The following is an 18,366-nucleotide window of genomic DNA, read 5'->3' as shown; positions in this document are numbered from 1 at the left end:
CCCTGAGTAGAGAAAACCAGAGTAGCGCAGAAATAGAGAATTGTAAAAAGATCGAGAATTAAACGAATTAAACGCGTTGCGGTTGTGCGCATGCGTTACACAATGCCTGCGTCTTTCCAGGCTTCCTTCGGCCAGCGGCGGTGCATCCAGAACCATTGGCTCGGCGTTTCGCGGACGCGTGCTTCGACGAAAGCGTTGATCTTCTCCACGGTGGCGCGGATATCAGCTTCCGTATCGCCGGTATTTTCGATTTCGATCGGTTCATGGACGGTTACGCGAAACCGCGCCGGTCCTGTGCGTACCGTCGAGAAGGGCACAATCGGGACGTTGAACTTGCGGGCAAGCCGCGTCGGACCTGGCGCTGTCATGGCGTCATGTCCGAAAAAGGGAACCGCAATGCCCTGATTGAATTTCTGATCATTCATCAGGGCGACCGCTCTGTTGGCCTTCAGCGCGCTCATGATTTCCCGCGTGCCAATCCCCTTCGGTGTGAGCACGGAAATGCCGTAGTCATGGCGCACCTTGTTGAGCTTGCGATCAATGTGCGGATTGTTGAGCGCGCGATAGGTGACAAAGCAATCGAGCGGGCGATTGCAGATCACGCTCGCCATGACTTCCCAGTTCGCGAAATGACCGGAAATCAGCACGGCGCCGCGACCGGACTCGCGAATGGCATCAATGCGCTCAGCGCCAACCACTTCGACGCGTCCATTCTCTTCATAAGGATCGATTTTCGGCAGGTGCGGAAGTTCGCCCGCCGTGCGACCGAAGCAATCCCAGGCGTCCATTGCCGTCTGCTCGATCTTGTCCTCGTCCCAGTCCGGGAAGGCCAGCTTGATGTTTCGTTTCGCCGTTTTGTGCGCACTGGTCATCGGGCCAATCTTGCGGAACAGCCAGCCGCCAAAATCAGAGGCGCGATCAACGCTCATGGTCTTGAAGAGTGACCAGTAAATCCAGTCCCAGCCAAAGGCTTCAATTCGCCAGAGAAGCTTTTGCTTCCAGTCCGCCCGGCTCTCGACATCGCGCGAGCGCATATATTGTTCTGTGGTCATGACAGGCGCTTCAATACCGAAGCGAAGATTTCGTCAAGCTTGTCTGTGTCCAGCGTAACTCTGACGGGAAAGGAAAGGATGTCGCTGCGTTCGGCCTCCGGCAGACGCGCATGATCTTTTTCTGTGGTGATCAATCTGGCGCCGCGTTCTGAGGCGAGCTGGCGCAGATATGACAGATCGGCTTCTGAATAGGTATGATGGTCCGGGAAGGGCACATCCTCGGCGATCTCGGCGCCGGACCCAATCAGCGTATCAAAGAATTTCTGTGGGCGCCCAATGCCGGCAAACGCCACCAGCGGCCCTTTGGGCGGCGGCTGCGTTGGCATGAGTGCCAAGTTCAGGATCGGGTGGTCAAAGAACGAAAGGGCTGCAACTTTTTCAGAGAGCGAGCCCATGATCAGGACGGCATCGGCGCGCGACAATCCCTCTTCGACAGGCTCACGCAACGGGCCTTTCGGGAACACAAATCCATTGCCAATCGGATTGCCGCCATCAATCACGACAAGCGAGATGTCTTTGTGCAGGGTCGGGTTCTGGTGGCCGTCATCCATGAGGATCAGCTCAACGCCGTCGGCCATCATGGCTTTGGCAGTTTCCGGGCGGTCCGCGCCAATCCAGGCCTCACCGCTCATGGCCAGCATGAGCGGCTCATCGCCGACATCTCTGGCCGAATGCTCACCCGGCTTTACCTTGAGCGGTCCGGACAGTTCGCCTTTATAGCCGCGTGAGAGTGAGGCAGCGCGAACGCCTTTCTGTTTGAAATAGTCACGCAGCGCCGCAACAATCGGGGTTTTCCCAGAGCCGCCGACTGTGAGATTGCCGATACAGATGACCGGGATATCCGCGATGAAAGGCGTCGTTGTCTGAATGCGCCGAGCACCAGCCCAGGCGTAGAGACCGGCCACAGGCGTCAGCGCGATGCGTGTCAGAGGGGCTGAGCCACGCGCTTTCAGATCCGTCTCATGCCAGAAGGTTGGTTCTTTCATGGAGATGCCTTTTCGGTCGGCGCCTTTTTGGACATGACTCGGAGCACAGCGTCACGGGCTGCGATCAAAGGCGCGTCACCTGCGAGGTAGGACTGTAATTTGCCAAGGTCCGGCTGGTAATGCTGACGGTCCTCCAGCCAGGGGAGAGCAGCGCCCAGCAGCGCGTCTTCTGTTTCGACCAGTTCAGCAGCATTTGCTTTGCACATATCCGCGAACTCCTGTTTGAAATTCGACACGTCAGGCTGGGAAATGACATACCGCTCCAGCTTGAGAGGCTCGATCGGATTGTGCCCGAAAATCCCGGTGCCGGGAACGCCCCCACCAAGATAAACAAGATTTGCCAACCGAATCCATAGCCCCAGCTCGCCAAGTGTATCGCAGATCCAGACAGACTGATCCGGTGTCGGCATGCCGCCTTCAGATCGCAGATAAGTATCCGTGTTTGAGAGTTCTGATCGAATGGATGGCCCGCGTTCAGGATGACGCGGCGCGATGATCATGAGCGGTTTTTGTTCCAGCTTTTCGCTGGCGCGTGACATGACCCGTGCCATCAGGGCTTCTTCGCCCGGATGTGTTGAGATCGCGGCCAGCACCGGGCGGTCTGCGATGATGGTCTTCAGATGCGCCAGTTCGGCATCATCCGCAGGGAGGGGCGGCGCTGCAAACTTGATATTGCCCGTCATCTTGATCCGCTTGCGGGTGATTTGCTTGAGAACATCTGATGTCTTCAAATTCGCCGCGAGGATGGGCTCAAACCCGGTGAAGAGCTTTTTTGCGAGATTTGGTGCACGCATCCAGCCTTCAAAGCTTTTCTGGGTCATGCGGGCATTCACCAGCATGCGGGGAATGCGGGCCTTGTCGAGGTCAGCAATCAGGTTCGGCCATATATCACCCTCGGCAAACACGGCGAGATCCGGCCGCCAGTGTTTGAGAAACCGGCTCGATGCAAAGGGTGTGTCGAGCGGTGCCATCTGATGGATCAGGCCCTCTATTGGTTTGCGGGCGATCAGCTCTGCCGATGTCAGGGTCTGGGTGGTGATGAGGGTTGAGAGGTCCGGGCGTTCTTTGCGGAGCGCGTCATGCAGAAGCAACAGGACCTGACTTTCGCCAACGCTGGCACCATGCATCCAGATCAGAGGACCTTTGGGGCGCGGCCTGGAGGCATAACCTGCGCGCTCCTGCAAGCGTGCCGGGTCTTCCTTGCCTGCTTTGACGCGTCGTTGCAGCACAAGCGGCAGAGCAGGCGCGATCAGGCCCGTCACAGATCGGTAGAGAAAGGATGCCGGGATCATTCCGCTGCCATCATGTCATCCGATGGAGGTGTTGCCCTGATCGGCTCGGGCGGTTCGAACTGGCCACCAATCAGCGCTTCAGCGCGTTCGGTGGCTTCATTTACAGCGATTTCAAGCTTTTCGCGGATTTCCTGCGCCGACATATCCCGGTTGGTTTCAATCGGCTCTCCAAAAATGATGGCGCCCTTCGGAAAGAGCGGGAAGGGCACAAGGAAACGGTCCCAGGAGTTCAGACGCTTGGCTGGCTTGATGGCGTGCGCATACGGGATCAGGCGCGCACCTTTTTTCTGCGCCATCAGGACGGCGCCAAGTCCGGCGCGCTGGCGCGGTCCACGCGGGCCATCAAGGGTGATGCAGACAATACCGCCCTGACCGAGAAATTCTGTGGTCTCCCGGATGGCCGCCGCGCCGCCTTTTTTCTTGGTTTTCTTCTTCTTGTTGCCCGAAGATCCGCGGATGATTTTCAGCCCGAGCTTTTCGGATGCTCTGGCGACGAATTCCCCATCCTTCGAGAGCGAAATCAGAATGGCAGGATTGGGCTTGTCACTTTCGAAATGGCGCACATATTTCGTCCAGCCGACAGGCAAAAGCAGGATGCGGGAGTGCCAGCAGGCGAGCACACCGCCACGCTCATCCTTCCAGATCTCGCGGGCGCGCTCCAGCCCTTCAACCTGCCAGCGGCCGGTCTTGCTGATTGCGAGCATATAGACCCAGATGATCTGGGCGAGGATCGATTGAACGATATCGGAACGAAGGATTGACTTCATCTTTGTGCCATAACCTGCACCGAAAGATTGCGCAAACCAGTGAAACACAGATTTACGACCCGAGAGCAACAGGATAAGTCCCGCCAATGTTTCGCAAATCCAAAGCCATGAAGCAGCGCCGCCGCGAGCGTGAAGCTGCAAAGGGACCTATCGATCTCACAACCGAGTCCGGACGCCGCCGTGCGCGTAATGAACTTGTCTGGGGAGATCATGGTTTCCTGCGGACGCGCTTTCAGAATCTGCACCAGATTTCTCCGGAAATGTGGCGATCCAATCAGCCTTCGCCAAAGCAGATCGCAGAGCATGCGCGCGAGCGCGGGATTCGCACCATCATCAATCTGCGTGGTGAAAGCCCGAAAGGCTATTATCTGCTCGAAAAAGAAGCCTGCTATGCGCATGGCATCGAGCTGGTCGATTTTCAGGTATTTTCACGCGATACGCCGACGAAAGAAAAGATCTTTCAGGCCAACCAGCTTTTCCATTCGATTGCCTATCCGGCGCTGATGCACTGCAAGTCCGGAGCTGATCGTGCCGGGCTGATGAGTGTTCTCTATAAGTTGCTGCGGGAAGAAGCCCCGATCGAGGTGGCGCAGGAACAACTCTCCTTGAAATACCTGCATGTCCGTCAGGGGAAAACCGGCGTTCTGGATGCGGTGTTCGACGTTTATGCAGCGTTCAACGCGCAGACGCCGATCAGCTTTCTGGACTGGGTTGATCAATATTATGACCGGCTGGCCATCAAAGACGCGTTTTTAAAGTCAGGGGCCGCAAAAATGCGTATCGATGACTTGTTGGGGCGCGAATAACGCCGCATTTTTGTGAACAATTGATTGCTGCGAACATCTAGTTTCGTTAGCTTTACGCTGCGCAGGTTTGGGAGCGGGACATGAAGTTCTTCGTCATCAACAGTTTTCGTCTGATGGTTTACATCGTCTATCCGGCATTCATCATTTATGCGGGCGCGACCGGTTACATTAATGGCGAGCTGATAGCAGAGCGCACATCTGTTGAATTCCTGCGTCAGCCAATTGCTGCTGGCGCATTCGGGCTCTTCCTTGGCTGGGTCATGGCAACGCTTGTTGCGGGCCTGATTGTCACCCTGCTGGATATTCGCGACGACGTGAATGATTTGCTGAAGATTGCTGAAGAGCAGGAAGACGCCTGATCCCTGTTTCGGTTCGTTTTATCGGAAGCGAACGCCTTTTTGATACCTTGCACGGATGAATGCAGGGCAGTGAGTTGCAATTTGGGACTGGCCAAGTCATTTGGGACTGATGAGTGATCTTGATTATGCTTCTGTCCTTGATGGACTGATTAACCGCGCGCTCGACCTTGGCGCGTCTGATGCGGACGCCAGTGTCGGGCGAAGCGAAGGGGTCGAAGTTTCGGTCCGTGCGGGCAAGCTGGAAACCATTGAACGTGATGAAGCGGTTGGCGTGAGCCTGCGTTGCCTGGTCGGTCAGAGACAGGCCCATGTATCCGGGTCTGATCTCAGCGATGATGGGCTGAGCGCGCTCGTCGAGCGCTGTGTGACCATGGCGAAAGTTGCGCCGGAAGATCCTTATTGTGGCATCACGCCGGTTGGCGATCTGGAGGGCAATCCGCCGGACCTGGTCCTTCTGGGTGATAAGCCGGTGACGCCGCAGGATCTGGAAGCAGAGGCCTTTGCCGCTGAAGCAGCTGCGCTCGCGGTCAAAGGCGTCAAGGATGTGCCGGGTTCGGCATCCGGATGGACGGTTTCTGAAGGCTGGGTTGCGGCATCGAACGGCTTCCGGGCCAATCGCGCTGATTCTGTGTCGGGCATTGGCTTGTCCGCGATCGCCGAACGCGATGGCATGATGGAGCGCGACTATGATGGCTGGACGACGCGTCGCCGCATCGACCGCCCAACGCCGGAAGAGATCGGCAGGAATGCCGGGGAACGCGCGATTGCGCGGCTCGGCTCGACCAAGATTGAAAGCCAGAAAGCGCCGGTCATGTTTGATCGCCGGGTTTCGGCAAGTCTGATCGGGGCATTTACCTCTGCCATTTCCGGCGCTGCGATTGCACGCGGAACATCCTATCTGAAAACGAAAATGGGTGAGCAGGTCTTCTCCAAGGGCATTGATCTGATCGACGATCCATTCCGGGATTATGGTCTGGGCAGTCGTGCCTTTGATGGTGAAGGTCGCCCTGTGAAGCTGACCAAGCTGATCGATGATGGCGTGCTGACACAATGGATGCTGAACGGCTCTTCGGCCAAGCAGCTGGGTCTGACCCCGAATGGGTTCGCATCGTCTGGCTTTGGTGATCCGCCAGGGGTGACAACGTCCAATCTGCACATGACACCGGGCAGCCAGTCTCCGGACGAGCTGATCAAGGCGGCCGGCAAAGTGCTGGTGATCACGGAGATGTTCGGGCCGTCCATCAATCCGAACACGGGTGACTATTCGGTCGGTGTCTCCGGGCGCTGGTATGATGGCACGGGCGAGAGCGTTCCGGTCTCGGAAATCACGGTGGCGGATAATCTGGTGGATATGTTTGCGCGCCTGATCCCGGCGAGTGACCTTGTCTTCCGCAATCGCACCAATGCGCCAAGTCTGTTTATTGAAGGGATGACGCTTGCAGGACGCTGATTATTCAGCCGACATGACGTTATTGCGGGAAGCTGCCCTTGAGGCGGGCAAGATCGCCATGGCTTATTACTGCAAGTCTCTCAAGATCTGGGACAAGGAGCCCAATCACCCGGTCACTGAAGCGGACCTGGCGGTGAACACCTTTCTCATGGAAACGCTGCGCGCGGCGCGCCCGGACTATGGCTGGCTGTCAGAGGAAACGCTCGACACGCCCGACCGGCTGGACCGGGAGCGTGTGTTCGTGGTCGATCCGATCGACGGCACGCGGGCCTTCATGAATGGCGATCCGCATTTCTGTATCGCGCTGGCTGTGCTGGAAAACGACCAGCCGGTGGCGAGCGTGATCTATGCACCGGCGCACAAGGAGCTCTACGAAGCCTATTATGGCGGCGGCGCGCGGATGAATGGCCAGACGATCCTCGCCAGCAAGCGCACCAATCTCGTCGAGGGGCGCCTGATTGCAGATCCGGGCATGTTTGATCATCCGGGCTGGCCTCAGGTCTGGCCGGATCTGGTGCATCCGGAGGTGAAGCCGAACGCGACGGCCTACCGTATGGCGCTTGTCGCGGATGGTCGCTGGGATGCGGTGATGGTGCTGGGGAACAAGTCTGACTGGGACATTGTGGCCGCAACGCTCATAATTCGGGAGGCGGGTGGCAAGGCAACATGCCATAATGGTGTCCCTTTTGTCTTTAATCAGAAAGTTGCAGCCCAACAGAGCTTGATTGCGGGCGGGCCGGTGATACACGGGCTCCTAGTAGAGCGTTGCAGGCATATCTGCCTGCGAAAACCGGGCGACTCGTGATAGCGCCCGATAGATATTCCGCGTGGAGATACAGATGAGCGAAACCGCAAAACAAACGCAACTTCTGCACATTGTCATCGGTGGTGAACTGAAAGACGTAACCGGTCTCGAATTCGAAAATCTGAAAGAGATCGATTTCGTCGGCGCCTTCCCGAACTACAAAGCTGCTTATGATGCGTGGAAAGACGCTGCGCAGCGCACAGTCGATAGCGCAGAAACACGCTATTTCATTCTGCATGCGCACAAGCTGCTCGATCCGGAAACGGGAGCGCACCATAACGTCTAAGTCTGACGAAGGTGAAAAAGGCGGCCTGTTCCGCCTTTTCCGCGATTATTTTGCGCGCCACTGGCATTGGTTTGCCTGGGGCACGCTTGCGGCTGTCCTGACCTCTCTGGCCGGCGTGTCGCAAATGGTGCTGATCAAATTTATCGGCGACTCCCTGCAGGCCATGCTCGGCGGCGCCGAGGCGCTCGATCCGGACAGTCTGGTTCTGAGATTCGGTACGCCCGGCCTTTCCATGGTGTTCGCGTTGACCTTCGCCATTGTGGTGGTGTCCGTCATTCGCGCCGGCTCCATGTATTCCATGACACTTGCCAACAATACCGGCGTTCAGCGCGGGCTGGTCGATGTGCAGGACGCGCAGTTCGATGCGCTGACGCATGGTGACTTCGCGCGGCTGAATGCAGCTGCATCCGGCGATTATGTGTCCCGCTTCATCAATGATGTGAATGCGATGCGCGAAGCCGGTCTTCGCATGGCCAACAATCTGACAAAAGGCATTGTGACGGTCATTGGAGCCTTCGCCTCCATGCTGATCCTCGACTGGCAATTGGCGCTGATCCTGATCATTGCCTATCCGATTGCGTTTGGGCCTGTGATCGCGCTCGGCAATCGGGTCCGCAAGCGCGCGAAGACCGCGCAGAAGCAGGTCGGGGAAGTGACATCGCTCCTGTCTGAAGGGTTTCAGTCCGGGCGAGTGGTGAAGGCCTATGGGCTGGAGTCCTATCAAACGGCACGCATGCACGAAAAATTCTATCAGCGTGCGCGGCTCTATCTGAAAATTCTGGCTGATAAGGCCGCTGTTGACCCCATTCTGGAAGTGACCGGCGGTGTGGCGATTGCCAGTGTTCTGGCGATCTCGACCTGGCGGATTGCTGAGGGGGCAACGACGCTCGGCGACTTTCTTGGCTTTCTCGGCCTGATTGGCCTTGCGGCGCCTGAGCTGCGCGCACTTGGTACGCTCAATGCGGTTGCGCAAGAAGGTGGTGCAGCGGCAGACCGCGTCTTTGATGTCCTGAAGTCCGAACCCTCGGTGAAGGACCCGGACGACCCTGTTCCCATGCCTTTGCCGCGTGGCGAGGTCGTTTTCGATAATGTCCATTTCAATTATCCGGATGGAACGGCTGCCCTGAAGGGGCTGAGTTTTGAGGTCGCTGCCGGTGATACGGTTGCGCTGGTCGGGCCGAGCGGGGCGGGGAAATCGACTATCTTCAATCTGCTTATGCGGCTCTATGATCCGACCTATGGAGAGATCCGTTTCGACGGACTTGATATCCGCGCGCCGAAGGGAAGTGAGCTTCGCAAGCGCATGGCTCTGGTCGCGCAGGATTCGGCGCTTTTTGATGACACGATCGCTGCGAATATCGCTCTGGCGAAGTTGAATGCCACGCAGGAGGAGATCGAAACCGCAGCGAAGCTTGCCAATGCGCATGACTTCATCACCGCCCTGCCAGGTGGCTATGACGCGCCGGTTGGTGAGATGGGACGAAACCTGTCTGGTGGTCAGAGACAGCGGATTGCTCTAGCGCGCGCCATTCTCCGCGATACCAAACTCCTGCTGCTGGACGAGGCCACATCCGCGCTGGATGCGGAAAGCGAAGCGAAAGTTCAGGCGGCTCTGGAGCAATACACCCGGAACCGAACCACTCTGGTCATTGCGCACAGGCTTTCGACCGTGCGCAATGCTGATTGCATTGTTGTTCTGGAAGACGGCCGTGTGGTCGAAACCGGCAAGCATGACGAGCTGATCAACAAGGGCGGGGTGTATGCACGTCTGGCTGCGATCCAGCTTCAGGGCTGAGTTCAGAAAATACTGAAATTTCGGGGTGTGGATAACTTCGCTTTTTGGTCAGTTTTTCCCAAATCGCCCAAGAATCGTAAATTTCTGTTCGGCTCCTGTTAAGGCTTTCTGTGAGAAAAAGGCTGTGGAAGACCAGACCACCCACGAAGGCAAAACGTGCAAGGCAGGCCAGACACAGAGGCTCCATAGAGAGCCCGATGGATCTGCTGCATGGTCACTTCAAGCGACCCGGACAGCTCTGAAAAGCTGTCCGGGTTGTTTTTTCAGCGCTCGGTGAAGGGCGCGACTTCTTCCGCCGTGAGCGGGACGGTCGACAGGCTCATCTTGGCAGAACCATCCACCGGCTTGTTCGAATACACGACATAGAGCACGGCGCGGTTTTCAAGATCGATGATCCGGCGCACGGACACATGCTTGAAGAAGAGGCTTTGTTTCTGATCGAAAACCTTCTCGCCGGATTTGGATTTTCTGGCGCGGGAAAGATCAATGAAGTCTCCGCTGCGCTGGCAATCGATGGAGGCATTGGATGGATCTTCGAACCAGTTGCCTTTTCCAAGCCGATCCCAGAAGCCGCGGTCAAAATGGGTGAAGTGGCAGACAATGCCGGGCACGCGGGGATCGTGCAGCGCCTCGATCTTGATCTCGTTACCCAGCCAGTCATTCTTGAATTCACCGACTTCGTCTGACCCACCGCCGCAGGCGCTGACAAGCAGGCAGATGGGAAATGACAGGCCGATCAGGGCTTTTTTGAGCGATGGCACGATTGGCATCTGTGTCTCTCTTCCGGATTTTTGATTGGTCCCGCGCTTCGCGCAAATGGCATGGTTTGATTATGCCGGGGACGAGGCGTTATTGAAAAGGTGTTGGTCATTCAGCGGCAAGCGTTCCGGTTTGACCAGTTGCGCTGGCACAAACTGACGTAGGGCCGATGTGATCGCATCGCCCGACGCGTAGACGATACCATGATCGATGCAAATATTGAGCTCTTCCAGAGACCTCAGGCCACGCACGGCCTGGGCAATTCGAAGCTCCTTCAGGGCAGGCACATGCTTGCAGAAACTGCGGAGTGCTGTTTCGCGAGACGTGGTGACCTGATCGAGATCGAGGCCAACGGCGTGGAGCTGGCTGCCGATAAACTCGGCGGGTGCCAGATCGTTGCCACCGAGCATCCAGCCCAGATTGCGAATGAGCGGTGAGAACTCCGTCTTATAGCGGATCAGCATGGACGAGTTCGTGCTTGGCGGTGTGCCCTCTACGGTGAGAATGATGCGGTTTCGGACCCATTCCGGCTGGCGGGCCAGGCATGCGAGAAACCGGCTCTTGTCTGCCGATGATGAAAGGCTGCCATATGGAAAGGGGCAGTTGAAAACGATGGCCGAGGATCTGGCTGCGTCGGACTGCAGGTCAGCAGAGGATTTCTCCAGCACATCGATACAGAAATCGATCGCATTGTCGCCAGCAGCGCGAATGGTCTGGCTGATGTTTCGATCAACGTCCTGAAAGCCAATCGTCTGGTTGGCATCATCATGAGCGGGTGTGATCCGGAACCCGAGCAGGGCTTTTTTCTGACAGTGAAAGAAGCCGCGATAGCGCGTTCCCGACATGGTCAGCGGCTTTTCCTCTTCGGGGTCGTCATTCGCCACCCGGTCATTTTCGATCTGTCGCATGCGAACGGACGACATGAAGGATTCCGAACGCTTGCGCGCTTTTTCTTCCGGCTCGGTCGCAAAGGTGGCGACCTCTTCTTCGGTACCTGCGAAGGTCAGGAAATCATTCGTGGTTTCTTTGTCTTCCGAGCCGAAGAGGAATGCTTTGAGGCTGTCATGGAGCGTCAGGACGTAATCTTCGAAGTCAGACGGCGCCCCCGGGCCATTGATCATGAAGCTGGTGCCGCTCAATTGTTTGAACCGGTATGGACGCTGGACCTCGGTCTCAAGAAACTGTTCGACGAAGCGCGAAAACATTTTCGAGCCATCCATCAGTTGTTCCTGGTCGGAGGTCAGCCGAAGACTGACCAATCTGATGGCTCCGGTTTTTGCAGTGCCGATCTGGCGCGAGACCGTCATACTGTCTGTCATCCATCAAGGTTGGACGCATCCGGAGACTGGAGGCGTCAGTGTGAAATATCCTGATCGTATTGCCTTAAGCGTTCACCAAACGTTTCACTGAACCGTAGGTTCCCTCGAAATGCTCTGCGTCCTGAAGAATCGGCAGTTCGCCCGGACTGACCGTGCGCACAGGTGAAAAGCTGGTCAGTGCGCCTGTAATTGCGTTGCCTGATGCATAGGTGACACCGGCCTGAGCGCACTGGCGTAACTCTTCAACGGTTTCGACGCCATACACACCAGCCCGAATTTTCAGCTTTCGAAGGCTGGCGACCTTCTCGAGAAAATGTCTGAGCTCCTGATCGCGATGGCTGCGGACATTATCCAGGTCGAGCGATACGGAGTGGAGATGACCGGCCATGAACTGGTTTGGGGCAAAATCCGAATGTGTGACGTGCCAGTCGAGGAAACGGAAATAAGGTGAAAACTGGCTGCAGAAGCGCTGGATCACGGAAGAACTGGCCGACGGCGGTGCTGCGTAAACGGTCAGAAACATGTGATCACGCACCCAGTCCGGATGCTGGTTCATATTCTCGAAGAACTGGTGCTTGTCCTGAATCGACAGGACGGAGCGGTATGAGAGCGGGCAGTTGAAAAAGACCTTCTGGCCTTCTTCTCTTGAGGTCTGCAGCAGATAGCTGGCCTTGTCGAAAACCCGCATTGAGAACCGGATGCTTTCCGCACCTCGGAACTGCAGGTATTGGGCGAGGCTGACGTCCCCATGCACGAAGTCACCGCTTTCATAGCGATCTGAGCTACTGGGCGTGATGGCATAAGCCAGCAGCACATTGTGTTTGCACTCGAGAATGCCGCGAAACAAGAGCGGACGCTTGCCTGTCATCGGCTTGAAAGCGGGATTAACAACGATTGAACCGCTTTCAGCCTTTGCGTCCTGAACACGCTTCACAAAGGCTTCAGATCTTGCAGACGCTTCTTCTTCTGTTTCTGACAGGAATTTCGCGACGTCCACATCATTACCCGCGAAGACCAGCACATCGGCTTCCTCTGATCGTTCCGAGCCAAACAGAAACTCTTTGAGGCGTTCGTGTAGCGTGATGGCGTAATCGCTGAACATGTCATCATCGCATGGTGCGCTGATGGCGAAGGAAAGCTCTGAGATTTGTTTGAAGCGGAAGGGAGGTTGAACAGCCTTTTCCAGAAAGCGCTGAATGAAGACAGAGATTGATTTCGAGCTTTCAACAAGGCTTCGCTCGCTGGCCGTGAGGCGAAGCGAAACGAGCCGGACAGCACCAGCCGCATTGGTGGTTATGTGTTTTGCTACGCTCATCCCTTATCTTTCTTTCTATCAACTGAGGATAGCCGCAGGAGCGTAACCGGACGTGAATTCGTTCAGAACAATTGCGAGGTTTCTGATAACCATGTTCGTGCTGCCGGAAGGTGGAAGATCCGTCTGCGGCAGGCGCGTGCAACCTGATATCATGGCTGGAAACTTGACACTGTCGGCGGAGGCTGGAAGAGACCATCCATCCACGTACAGAGGCAAAACGGCATGACTTCGATCACACTGCATAAAGGCGACCTTCCAGATGGGCTCAGCTGGCCTGATGCGGTGGCCGTAGATACGGAAACCCTTGGTCTTTCGCTTGTGCGTGACAAGCTCTGTGTGGTTCAGCTTTCTGCAGGCGATGGCACAGCCCATGTCGTTCAGATGGACCGGTCTTCCTATGATTGTCCGAACCTGAAGGCGTTGTTCGCGGACAGCTCCATTGAAAAGATTTTCCACTTTGCGCGCTTCGATGTGGCGATGATCAAAAAGTATCTGGGTGTCACATGCCGCCCGGTTTTCTGCACGAAGATCGCTTCCAAACTGGTCCGCACCTATACTGATCGCCATGGTCTGAAGGACGTGTCTCGCGAACTCGCCGGCGTTGATATGTCGAAGGCGCAGCAAAGCTCTGACTGGGGCGCTGAAACCTTAACGGATGCCCAGCTCGCTTATGCCGCTTCGGACGTGCTGCATCTTCACAAGATCCGTGATGAGCTGACGCGTATGCTGGTGCGGGAAGACCGGATTGAGCTTGCGCGCGCCTGTTTTGACTTTCTGCCGACACGCGCAGATCTGGACCTCGCTGGCTGGGATGAGGTCGATATTTTCGCGCACGCCTGATCGACAAAGGTCCGTCAGAGCGTTTTCGAACTGCACAAACGGCGCGCAAATGCCGGGGCTTCGTGGCCAACGCCCAAAGAATGCCCTAGTTTCGCCGCACAGCTTCGGCTAGTTCATATCAGGAACCGGGAAAATCCCAGGAAAGTCATCGTCTGCCATGTCTGCAATTGCCGCAACACAAGAAGATTTCTGGGCGCCAAAGCGCCGACTTTCTCTTGAGCAGGCACGCAAGCGGTCTGATCTGGTGCGCTTTCTGCGCATGTTGTTTACGACGATCGCAGCGATCTCTGCAGGTGTGATGATCGGCAGCCTGGCCTATAGCGTGATCAGCGGTGAAACGGCGAGCACCATCGATGCTGGCGACAATATGGTGACCATGCAGAACCCGCGGTTTTCCGGGCGTGATGCAACCGGTCAGCCTTATGTGATCACGGCCAGCTCGGCTAAGCGTAATGGTGCAAACCCGGCGATTGTGGAACTCGTTTCACCGTCTCTGGATGAAAGCATTACAGGCACAGTCAGTGCGCCTCGCGGTGAGTTCGATCAGGCGACGCAGCAGCTTGAACTCTTTGACGATGTGATCATGACGGATTCCAGCGGGATGCGTTTCAGCACGACTCATGCACGTCTGTTCGTGCAGGAAAACCGTGTGGTCGGTGTGCAACCCCTGACGGGTGAGGGACCTATCGGCAAAATCAGGGCCGATAGTTATGAAATTCTGGATGGCGGCGATCGCGTCATCTTCAAGGGAAATGTCTGGACCGAGCTAGAGCCTTCGGAACCGGACACAGGAGAGTAACATGTGGAAAGCACTTGTATCAGTATCCGTATTGGCGTCAGCGCTGACCTTCGGTGCGTCAGCTCAGCTGAGTGGCCAGAGCGGCCCGATCCAGATCGAAGCGGACACGCTCGAGTTTCTGGATAAGCAGAGCAAGGCCATCTACATGGGCAATGTCGACGCCATTCAGGGCGATGCACGGATCCGCACGGACAAGCTGACCATCCTGTTCGAAGAAAAGCAGCCGGCAGAAGGTCAGGCCAATTCCGGTATCGGAAGTGGCGTCGGTGCCGTGAAGCAGCTCGTGGCGGAAGGTTCTGTCTTCTACATGACGCCGAATGAGCAGGCCAAAGGCAATCGCGGCGTCTATAACTATCAGAATGACACCATTGTCCTGACCGGCGATGTTATTGTGACACGTGGCGAGAACGTCATTGTCGGCGACCGCCTGGTGATTGAGGTTGGAAGCGGAAAATCAACCGTCAGCGCAAACTCCAAGAAAAAGGGTGAGCGCGTTCGCACGGTACTCGTGACCGAGGAAGCCGACGGCGAAGAATAAGAGAATTGCGCGAAGTCGCATTTTTTTCGCGGCTTCAACAGTATTTTAGGGGGTCTCTGCAAAAATCGGGCCGTAGGCTGATAACAAGCCCCCACAATGATGGAGTAGACGCGTGAGCGATGACCTTTCCGGTCTGACAGCATCAAACCTCGCCAAGTCGTTCAAGAAACGACGCGTGGTTCATGATGTCTCGCTTTCTCTGCGACGTGGGGAAGTTGTTGGCCTGCTCGGCCCTAATGGTGCAGGTAAGACCACCTGTTTCTATATGATGATGGGACTCATCGCAGCTGATGAAGGACGTATCGAGATCGATGGTGAGGACGTAACCGGCCTGCCAATGTATCAGCGAGCACGTCTGGGTGTCGGCTATCTCCCACAGGAGACGTCTATTTTTCGCGGTATGACCGTCGAAGAAAACGTGATGAGCGTTGTTGAGCTGACAGAGAAGAGCAAAGCCGCCCGCAAGCAGGTGGTGGAAGGGCTTCTGGAAGAGCTGAACATTACCCATATCCGATCGCAGTCTGCGATGTCGCTTTCCGGTGGTGAACGCCGCCGGGTCGAAATTGCACGCGCGCTTGCATCCCGGCCGAGTTTCATGTTGTTGGACGAACCGTTCACCGGGATCGACCCTCTGGCCATTTCGGATATTTCTGATCTGGTGCGTTATCTGAAAGAACGCGGCATCGGCGTGCTGATTACCGACCACCAGGTCCGTGAGACACTGGAAATCGTTGATCGAGCCTCCATTATCTATGATGGACGTGTTCTTTTCGAAGGCTCACCTCAGGACATTCTGACAAACGAAGAAGTGCGCCGGGTCTATCTGGGTGAAAGGTTCGCGGCCTAGGAGGCTCGCGGTGGCGTTTTCACAGCGAATAGAACTTCGACAGGGGCAATCCCTTGTCATGACACCTCAACTGCAGCAGGCGATCAAACTGCTGCAGCTCTCGAATATCGAGCTGGCCGAATATATCGAGCAGGAGCTCGAAAAGAATCCGCTTCTGCAGCGCGATGATGGTGAGCAGAGCGGCGATTCGCCTGAAAGCGCCTCCGAATCAAGTTCCGAAGATCTCAATCTCGATGATGGTGCGCGGCTGAGTGAAGCGCAGGACAATCTCGATGCCCCCCATGAAGACGCGTATGAATCAGATGGCCCTTCTGATGAGGCCGTCACAGCGCATGGCGCCGCGAGCGCGTCATCCGGTGCAGGCGCGAGCCCATCGAGTGGCGGCGGTGAGGATTTTGATTTTGAATCCGTGCTCACCACCGAAAAGAGCCTCAAGGAACACCTGAAAGATCAGCTGAACCTGTCATCCTGGACGGTGGCGGATCGACTGATTGCCTCTCAGCTCATCGAAGATGTCGACGACAGCGGTTATCTGCGTGTTGACCTCGACCAGTCGGCTGAACAGCTCGGTGTCGAGCTGGAACAGGTGGAGCGTGTGCTTCTGGCCTGTCAGTCCTTTGAGCCAACCGGTGTGATGGCGCGGTCTCTGGAGGAATGTCTGGCGCTGCAGCTGAAGGAAATGGATCGCTTTGATCCGGCCATGCAAGCGCTGCTCGAGAACCTCGCACTGGTTGCGAAACATGATTTGTCAGCGTTGTCTCAAAAGTGCGGTGTGGACCGCGCTGACGTGCTCGACATGATTGCCGAGATCAAGGCGCTTACACCGCGCCCAGGCGCTGCCTTTGCCGGCGATGCTGCGCAAACCGTTGTGCCGGATGTGTTTGTCCGTGAATTGCCGCATGGCGCGTTCGGGGTGGAACTGAACAGCGATACGCTGCCACGTATTCTGATGGACCGCACATATTATGCGGAAGTCTCGGCGCATGCGAAACGCGACGCTGAAAAGGAATTTATCGAGGAATGTGCGGCCAATGCCAACTGGCTCATAAAGAGCCTGGACCAGCGCGCACGCACCATTCTGAAGGTCGCGCAGGAAGTTGTGCGCCAGCAGGATGCCTTCTTTGTCCACGGTGTCGCGCATTTGCGTCCGCTGAACCTGAAAACGGTCGCAGATGCGATTGGCATGCATGAGTCCACCGTGTCACGGGTGACATCAAACAAATATCTGTCTTCACCGCGCGGTTTGTTTGAACTGAAATATTTCTTTTCGGCAGCGATTGCCTCGACGGGCGGCGGAGAGTCGCATTCGGCTGAGGCTGTTCGTCACAGGATCAAGGCTCTGATTGATACCGAAACACTCGATACGGTGCTGTCAGATGACCAACTTGTAGATGAGTTGCGAGGCTTTGGGATCGATATCGCACGACGCACTGTCGCCAAGTATCGGGAATCCTTGAGGATTCCGTCCTCTGTTCAGAGACGCCGGGCGATGCGCCAATCGGCCTGATTTTCTGGTTTTTCTGCGTTTGAGGTCCTTCTCGACAGCGGTCCGCCAGAAAAAATGAAAACTTTCGAACATGCTTTTGGGGCCGCAAGCCCCGGGGTAGGGGGAGCTTATGTCTGAACCTCAGGGTTGCGTGACTTGACTCCCCAGAAGAGTTGGTCCAAGTGCCCGCCCTTATTCTTGTCAGACCCTCATTCTGTGATGCACACTCATGGTGCGAGGGGATAAATGACAAGAGAAAAGGACCCGACATGCATATTCAAATTGCCGGTAAAAATATCGATCTCGGTGATGCCCTGCGTACGCGCATTGAAAACGGGCTTGAGGATGCGGTGACGAAATATTTCGACCGCGCCACCGAAGGCAATGTCAGCATGGCCAAGGATGGGCATCTCTATGAAGCCGAATGTCAGGTGGCTCTGCCATCTGGAATTTCGCTTCAGAGCAGCGCGGAAGCGGATGATCCATATGCGGCGTTCGAACTTGCACTGGACAAGCTCGAAAAGCGGGTTCGACGGTATAAACGTCGACTGAAAGATCACCACCGCTCAGACAAGAGCCCTATTCCTGCCGAAATGGCGGCATACTCTGTTCTGGCGCCGGTCGAAGAAGAGGCCGGTGAAGATGACGAAGTCGATTACGATACGGTCGAAGCTCCGGCGGTCATTGCTGAAAAGCAGACCAAAGTGAACACAATGACTGCTTCTATGGCGGTCATGCAGCTGGAACTGATGGATGTTCCGGCACTTATGTTTCGAAACGCTGTTCATGGCGGACTGAATATGGTCTACCGGCGCAGTGATGGACACATTGGGTGGGTCGATCCCGGTAACGCGTCTTAAGTGAC

General features: G+C 56.2%; 19 protein-coding genes. 12 read left to right on the top strand and 7 right to left on the bottom strand.

All coding sequences use genetic code 11. From position 1 onward, the window contains the following. Positions 1-95: 95 nt before the first annotated feature. Genes ACFQDM_RS11630 through ACFQDM_RS11615 form a run of 4 tightly spaced genes read right to left on the bottom strand, consistent with a single transcriptional unit; the run spans position 96 to position 4,097 of the window. Positions 96-1,052, bottom strand: a complete 957-nt coding sequence (locus ACFQDM_RS11630; RefSeq protein WP_377379222.1) for a lysophospholipid acyltransferase family protein — start codon at positions 1,050-1,052, stop codon at positions 96-98. After that, entirely contained in the window at positions 1,049-2,038 is a 990-nt protein-coding gene (gene lpxK, locus ACFQDM_RS11625) for a tetraacyldisaccharide 4'-kinase (protein WP_377379220.1), read from the bottom strand. The genes ACFQDM_RS11630 and lpxK overlap by 4 nt, the downstream gene beginning before the upstream one ends. Then, on the bottom strand, positions 2,035-3,330 hold the full coding sequence (locus tag ACFQDM_RS11620; RefSeq protein WP_377379218.1) for a 3-deoxy-D-manno-octulosonic acid transferase: 1,296 nt from the start codon (positions 3,328-3,330) through the stop codon (positions 2,035-2,037). The genes lpxK and ACFQDM_RS11620 overlap by 4 nt, the downstream gene beginning before the upstream one ends. Further along, positions 3,327-4,097 carry a lysophospholipid acyltransferase family protein gene (locus tag ACFQDM_RS11615; RefSeq protein WP_377379216.1) on the bottom strand — a complete coding sequence of 257 codons (771 nt, stop codon included), beginning with the start codon at positions 4,095-4,097 and terminating at the stop codon, positions 3,327-3,329. Before ACFQDM_RS11615 ends, ACFQDM_RS11620 begins: the two co-directional genes overlap by 4 nt. Before the next feature lie 86 nt (positions 4,098-4,183). Here ACFQDM_RS11615 and ACFQDM_RS11610 point away from each other — a divergent pair, with 86 nt between their 5' ends. The 6 genes from ACFQDM_RS11610 to ACFQDM_RS11585 all read left to right on the top strand — a co-directional run bounded on the left by ACFQDM_RS11610 (position 4,184) and on the right by ACFQDM_RS11585 (position 9,598). Beyond that, positions 4,184-4,903 (top strand): fused DSP-PTPase phosphatase/NAD kinase-like protein, encoded by a 720-nt coding sequence (locus ACFQDM_RS11610; protein ID WP_377379214.1) that lies wholly within the window; start codon positions 4,184-4,186, stop codon positions 4,901-4,903. Between the two features lie 80 nt (positions 4,904-4,983). Continuing rightward, positions 4,984-5,262, top strand: a complete 279-nt coding sequence (locus ACFQDM_RS11605; RefSeq protein ID WP_377379212.1) for a hypothetical protein — start codon at positions 4,984-4,986, stop codon at positions 5,260-5,262. A gap of 109 nt (positions 5,263-5,371) precedes the next feature. Next, the gene (locus tag ACFQDM_RS11600; protein WP_377379211.1) at positions 5,372-6,712 is read left to right on the top strand and encodes a TldD/PmbA family protein; all 1,341 of its coding nucleotides are present in this window, start codon (positions 5,372-5,374) and stop codon (positions 6,710-6,712) included. Beyond that, on the top strand, positions 6,699-7,517 hold the full coding sequence (locus ACFQDM_RS11595; RefSeq protein ID WP_377379209.1) for an inositol monophosphatase family protein: 819 nt from the start codon (positions 6,699-6,701) through the stop codon (positions 7,515-7,517). Before ACFQDM_RS11600 ends, ACFQDM_RS11595 begins: the two co-directional genes overlap by 14 nt. A 34-nt stretch (positions 7,518-7,551) precedes the next feature. Next, positions 7,552-7,803, top strand: a complete 252-nt coding sequence (locus tag ACFQDM_RS11590) for a DUF4170 domain-containing protein (protein WP_377379207.1) — start codon at positions 7,552-7,554, stop codon at positions 7,801-7,803. Next, on the top strand, positions 7,754-9,598 hold the full coding sequence (locus ACFQDM_RS11585; protein WP_377379205.1) for an ABC transporter ATP-binding protein: 1,845 nt from the start codon (positions 7,754-7,756) through the stop codon (positions 9,596-9,598). The genes ACFQDM_RS11590 and ACFQDM_RS11585 overlap by 50 nt, the downstream gene beginning before the upstream one ends. Positions 9,599-9,861: 263 nt before the next feature. Here the strand turns inward: ACFQDM_RS11585 and ACFQDM_RS11580 are convergent, their stop codons facing one another. From ACFQDM_RS11580 to ACFQDM_RS11570, 3 genes are all read right to left on the bottom strand, one after another. Beyond that, the gene (locus tag ACFQDM_RS11580; RefSeq protein WP_377379203.1) at positions 9,862-10,359 is read right to left on the bottom strand and encodes a CreA family protein; all 498 of its coding nucleotides are present in this window, start codon (positions 10,357-10,359) and stop codon (positions 9,862-9,864) included. Positions 10,360-10,428: 69 nt separating this feature from the next. Next, positions 10,429-11,676, bottom strand: a complete 1,248-nt coding sequence (locus ACFQDM_RS11575) for a hypothetical protein (protein WP_377379201.1) — start codon at positions 11,674-11,676, stop codon at positions 10,429-10,431. A 64-nt stretch (positions 11,677-11,740) separates the two neighbouring features. Further along, positions 11,741-12,991 (bottom strand): hypothetical protein, encoded by a 1,251-nt coding sequence (locus tag ACFQDM_RS11570; protein WP_377379199.1) that lies wholly within the window; start codon positions 12,989-12,991, stop codon positions 11,741-11,743. A gap of 222 nt (positions 12,992-13,213) precedes the next feature. Here ACFQDM_RS11570 and ACFQDM_RS11565 point away from each other — a divergent pair, with 222 nt between their 5' ends. The 6 genes from ACFQDM_RS11565 (at position 13,214) to hpf (ending at position 18,361) form a co-directional block, all read left to right on the top strand. Further along, entirely contained in the window at positions 13,214-13,831 is a 618-nt protein-coding gene (locus tag ACFQDM_RS11565) for a ribonuclease D (protein WP_377379197.1), read from the top strand. 157 nt (positions 13,832-13,988) lie between these two features. Continuing rightward, on the top strand, positions 13,989-14,630 hold the full coding sequence (gene lptC, locus ACFQDM_RS11560) for an LPS export ABC transporter periplasmic protein LptC (protein ID WP_377379195.1): 642 nt from the start codon (positions 13,989-13,991) through the stop codon (positions 14,628-14,630). Position 14,631: 1 nt separating this feature from the next. After that, entirely contained in the window at positions 14,632-15,168 is a 537-nt protein-coding gene (lptA, locus tag ACFQDM_RS11555) for a lipopolysaccharide transport periplasmic protein LptA (RefSeq protein ID WP_377379193.1), read from the top strand. 112 nt (positions 15,169-15,280) lie between these two features. Further along, positions 15,281-16,015 (top strand): LPS export ABC transporter ATP-binding protein, encoded by a 735-nt coding sequence (gene lptB, locus ACFQDM_RS11550; protein WP_377379191.1) that lies wholly within the window; start codon positions 15,281-15,283, stop codon positions 16,013-16,015. 10 nt (positions 16,016-16,025) lie between these two features. Continuing rightward, the gene (gene rpoN, locus ACFQDM_RS11545; RefSeq protein ID WP_377379189.1) at positions 16,026-17,522 is read left to right on the top strand and encodes an RNA polymerase factor sigma-54; all 1,497 of its coding nucleotides are present in this window, start codon (positions 16,026-16,028) and stop codon (positions 17,520-17,522) included. A gap of 248 nt (positions 17,523-17,770) precedes the next feature. Next, complete coding sequence (hpf, locus tag ACFQDM_RS11540; protein WP_377379187.1) at positions 17,771-18,361, top strand: ribosome hibernation-promoting factor, HPF/YfiA family; 591 nt, start codon at positions 17,771-17,773, stop codon at positions 18,359-18,361. Positions 18,362-18,366: the final 5 nt, after the last annotated feature.

Origin of the sequence: Ponticaulis profundi, assembly GCF_042659465.1 — a bacterium.
GTDB classification, from domain to species: Bacteria; Pseudomonadota; Alphaproteobacteria; order Caulobacterales; family Hyphomonadaceae; genus Ponticaulis; species Ponticaulis profundi.
The sequence above is the reverse complement of the archived record's forward strand: the minus strand, read 5'-3'. Positions and strand labels throughout refer to the sequence as shown.

What these genes read in the sequence shown, in the direction of transcription:
- ACFQDM_RS11615 (WP_377379216.1), bottom strand. Translation starts at nt 4,097, where the DNA reads ATGAAGTCAATCCTTCGTTCCGATATCGTTCAATCGATCCTCGCCCAG.
- ACFQDM_RS11610 (WP_377379214.1), top strand. Translation starts at nt 4,184, where the DNA reads ATGTTTCGCAAATCCAAAGCCATGAAGCAGCGCCGCCGCGAGCGTGAA.
- ACFQDM_RS11605 (WP_377379212.1), top strand. Translation starts at nt 4,984, where the DNA reads ATGAAGTTCTTCGTCATCAACAGTTTTCGTCTGATGGTTTACATCGTC.
- lptA (WP_377379193.1), top strand. Translation starts at nt 14,632, where the DNA reads ATGTGGAAAGCACTTGTATCAGTATCCGTATTGGCGTCAGCGCTGACC.
- ACFQDM_RS11570 (WP_377379199.1), bottom strand. Translation starts at nt 12,991, where the DNA reads ATGAGCGTAGCAAAACACATAACCACCAATGCGGCTGGTGCTGTCCGG.
- ACFQDM_RS11600 (WP_377379211.1), top strand. Translation starts at nt 5,372, where the DNA reads ATGAGTGATCTTGATTATGCTTCTGTCCTTGATGGACTGATTAACCGC.
- lptC (WP_377379195.1), top strand. Translation starts at nt 13,989, where the DNA reads ATGTCTGCAATTGCCGCAACACAAGAAGATTTCTGGGCGCCAAAGCGC.
- ACFQDM_RS11565 (WP_377379197.1), top strand. Translation starts at nt 13,214, where the DNA reads ATGACTTCGATCACACTGCATAAAGGCGACCTTCCAGATGGGCTCAGC.
- ACFQDM_RS11620 (WP_377379218.1), bottom strand. Translation starts at nt 3,330, where the DNA reads ATGATCCCGGCATCCTTTCTCTACCGATCTGTGACGGGCCTGATCGCG.
- lpxK (WP_377379220.1), bottom strand. Translation starts at nt 2,038, where the DNA reads ATGAAAGAACCAACCTTCTGGCATGAGACGGATCTGAAAGCGCGTGGC.
- hpf (WP_377379187.1), top strand. Translation starts at nt 17,771, where the DNA reads ATGCATATTCAAATTGCCGGTAAAAATATCGATCTCGGTGATGCCCTG.
- ACFQDM_RS11585 (WP_377379205.1), top strand. Translation starts at nt 7,754, where the DNA reads ATGCGCACAAGCTGCTCGATCCGGAAACGGGAGCGCACCATAACGTCT.
- ACFQDM_RS11575 (WP_377379201.1), bottom strand. Translation starts at nt 11,676, where the DNA reads ATGACAGACAGTATGACGGTCTCGCGCCAGATCGGCACTGCAAAAACC.
- ACFQDM_RS11590 (WP_377379207.1), top strand. Translation starts at nt 7,552, where the DNA reads ATGAGCGAAACCGCAAAACAAACGCAACTTCTGCACATTGTCATCGGT.
- ACFQDM_RS11630 (WP_377379222.1), bottom strand. Translation starts at nt 1,052, where the DNA reads ATGACCACAGAACAATATATGCGCTCGCGCGATGTCGAGAGCCGGGCG.